We start from the raw sequence: 2,914 nt of genomic DNA, 5'->3' as shown, positions 1-2,914 counted from the left end.
GAATATGACAAGTATGAATTAGTTGAATCAGCTGATAAAAACAAGACAGCAGAGGGAATCCTCGCAAAGAAGTATGTACCAGATACTGTCACTCGAACAGGAGTAGTACGATATGCAAAACGTCTCCAAAGGGTTGTTAACGAAAATGGCGACGCTGTTGTCGAGATGTGGATTTTAGACCCTGATAAAGTAAATGTTAAGGAATATAATGCAGAACAAGAAATAGGCGATGCACAAATTCAAACGGATAAATATAAAAAGATATTTGAGACACCCGTTCTTAAAAATGGCGAATGGAATCCAACGGCATTTGAGTGGAACTGGGAAGAAGACTGGGTTAAAAAAGCTGGGTTGAAGATTAATGATAAGGAAAACAATAAGCGTGTGAGGATAACACCGGTATGGAAGGTGGCAACTGGAGGAATTCATTTCCCAGCTATAGATGATGCAGGCACAGGAAAAAATTTTTCTGGGGGACAGGCCTTCCGTCTTCAAAATGATAATAATCCACGTTCAGACGCCTATTATTACTATGTTGAAAAAGGCAGTGTCATGGTTCACTATGAGGATACCGAAGGAAATGTGATTCAAAACCCTGTAACCGATACCGCCCATGGAGTTACGGGCTCCGGCTATAATACGACAGACCATAAGGATACCTCCATCAAATTCAATGGGGAAACGTATTATTTAGTGCAAAAACCCGCCCAAAAGCAGATCCAGGCCAATGACGCGGGCGTTAAGACCGCCTTAGCCACAGATACCGTGACCAACAACAAGCTGATTACCGAAACCACGTCGGAAACGGGCGAGGTCAGGGCGGCAACGGAAATCCACTTAACCTATGTCTATGAAAAAGCCGGGAATGTAAAAGTGAACTACTTTGGAGTGGACGAACACGGGAACGTCCTCGATCCACTGTCTGGCGCCACCACCGGCATTGACAAAACCGCCGTATCCACCACGGAATACGTGACAAAGGATGCCCAATCCGGGACAGAGTATCACACCAGGACGTTTAAGCCCGCCACCATCCGGGACGCTCAGGGGCGTATCTGGCGGCTGGTTACCGCCTCCAACCCACACCCTGTCACAGACGGAGATGCGGAAGCTGGAACCGTCGTTTCCGGCGCGACCAAGGCCGTGAACTATTACTATGCGCTGGAAACGCCCGCACCCTCCGGCGGTAATGGAGGCGGCGGCGGTGGCGGCGGTGGAAGCAGCAGCCACACCCCCAAGCCTGCCAGCGTGACCTTGATTGCTGCGAAAGCCCTTAACGGCGCAGCGCCTGCGGGAAGCAGCTTTACATTCTTCCTGCATGATGCCAACGGCCAGCAGTTACAGGCGAAGAACAATCAGGATGGCGCCGTTACCTTTGATGCCCTGACCTTTAACCAGACCGGCGCCTACGTCTACTACCTTACGGAGCAGACGGGCAATGACAAGAATATCAACTATGATACGGCTTCCTACAAGGTAACCGTCACCGTGACCTGTCCCTATGACTATGAGGCCAGCGTGGCCTATGAGAAGGATGGACAGGCGTACCAGGGCGTACCGGCCTTTGCCAATACCACGAAACCGGCTGTGCCTGTACCGGAGCAGATCGCTCCTGCCGTCGCAACGGCCCGTGCGCTGGACAAGGTTCCAAAGACCGAGGACAGCAGTGGTCTTGCCCTCTGGGGCATTTTGGCGGCAGCCTCTTTCCTTAGCCTTACCGTGCTTCTTGCAGGGAATAAGATGAGGAAAGCCAGCTCCCAGGGCAAGGAGCATCAGAGCTGACGCAGGGAACAAAACCAATCGTTTTGCGGATGGGGTTTATGCTTCGGCATGAGCCCCATTCCTCATTCCTATTTCAATCATGCAAAGGAGAATATGCCTATGCTAAACAAAAACAAACTTGCCGTACAAATCGCACAGAGAACCGGCAGCAGCCGGGAGGCAGCCAGAACGTTTCTGTACACCTTTTGTGGAGTCTTGACAGATGCACTGGCCGCGGGAGAGGCGATCCAGCTTAGGGTGGGCGGGGGCCTTTGCTCTGGAGGAGACCCCGGTCCATAAGGGCTATCATTCCAGTAGGAAGCAGCCTATTGATGTGGCGGCCAGGAAATCCCCGGTATTCAAGGCTGGTAAGCGCCTGAAGGAGAAGGTCAATGGAGCGGGCGCCTGACCCCAGAGATGCCGCCCGTCCCCGGCGGGCTTACTCCAGGCGGCGCAGGAAACAGCGGTGGTATGTGAGGCTGGGGGTGCTGTCCAGCGGCGTGCTGCTGTTCGTGTCCCTGTTCATGCTGGGTTCCTCCCTGCTGGGGCTGGCAAAATCCCAGGCGGCCTTTGAAACCTTAGCCGTCCGCGTGAAAGAAGAGAGAAAGCGCCCCAAGCCAACCACCGCCCAGGCCGCCCCTTCTCCCCAGGAGGCCACTGACTCCCCATCCCCCTATGGGGCTTTGAACGAGGAAAACGGCGACCTCTTTGGCTGGGTGAAGATCGCGGGAACCAAGGTGGACTATCCGGTGATGTATACGCCCCAGGAGCCGGAATACTATCTGAGCCGGGCCTTTGACAAGAGCGATTCCATCAGCGGCGTCCCGTTCCTGGACGGGAACTACACCGAGGGAGGGAACCACTATCTTATCTACGGCCACAACATGAAAAACGGTACCATGTTCCATGCCCTGCTGAACTATAAGGACGCGGAGTTTTGGAAGGAGCATCCTACTATTACCTTTGATACTTTACAAGAGGGCGGCGCTTATACAGTGATCGGGGCGTTCTATTCCAGAGTGTACTACCAGGATGAAAGGGACGTGTTCCGCTTCTATGCCTATCCGGATCTGAGCGATCCTGGGTCGTTTTCCCAGTACGTGGACAACGTGGCTGCGGCCTCCCTGTACGATACGGGCGAAACAGCGGAATA

The 2,914-nt window shown here is 53.3% G+C and carries 4 protein-coding genes; all 4 read left to right on the top strand.

Going from position 1 to position 2,914, the window contains the following annotated elements:
• A partial coding sequence (locus FYJ39_RS20195; protein ID WP_207708716.1) for a Spy0128 family protein occupies nucleotides 1–1,782 on the top strand: 1,782 nt, incomplete at its 5' end.
• Nucleotides 1,783–1,881: 99 nt separating this feature from the next.
• Nucleotides 1,882–2,061: an HU family DNA-binding protein gene (locus FYJ39_RS20190; RefSeq protein WP_195840495.1), complete on the top strand. Its 180-nt coding sequence runs from the start codon at nucleotides 1,882–1,884 to the stop codon at nucleotides 2,059–2,061.
• On the top strand, nucleotides 1,985–2,170 hold the full coding sequence (locus FYJ39_RS21635) for an HU family DNA-binding protein (protein WP_154474097.1): 186 nt from the start codon (nucleotides 1,985–1,987) through the stop codon (nucleotides 2,168–2,170). The genes FYJ39_RS20190 and FYJ39_RS21635 overlap by 77 nt, the downstream gene beginning before the upstream one ends.
• Nucleotides 2,154–2,914: class B sortase (locus FYJ39_RS20180; RefSeq protein WP_154474096.1), on the top strand; the 761-nt coding region annotated here is incomplete at its 3' end. The genes FYJ39_RS21635 and FYJ39_RS20180, both read left to right, overlap by 17 nt.

The organism is Clostridium porci (assembly GCF_009696375.1).
Lineage (GTDB): Bacteria > Bacillota > Clostridia > Lachnospirales > Lachnospiraceae > Enterocloster > Enterocloster porci.
This window is presented reverse-complemented; position numbering and strand designations above follow the sequence as displayed.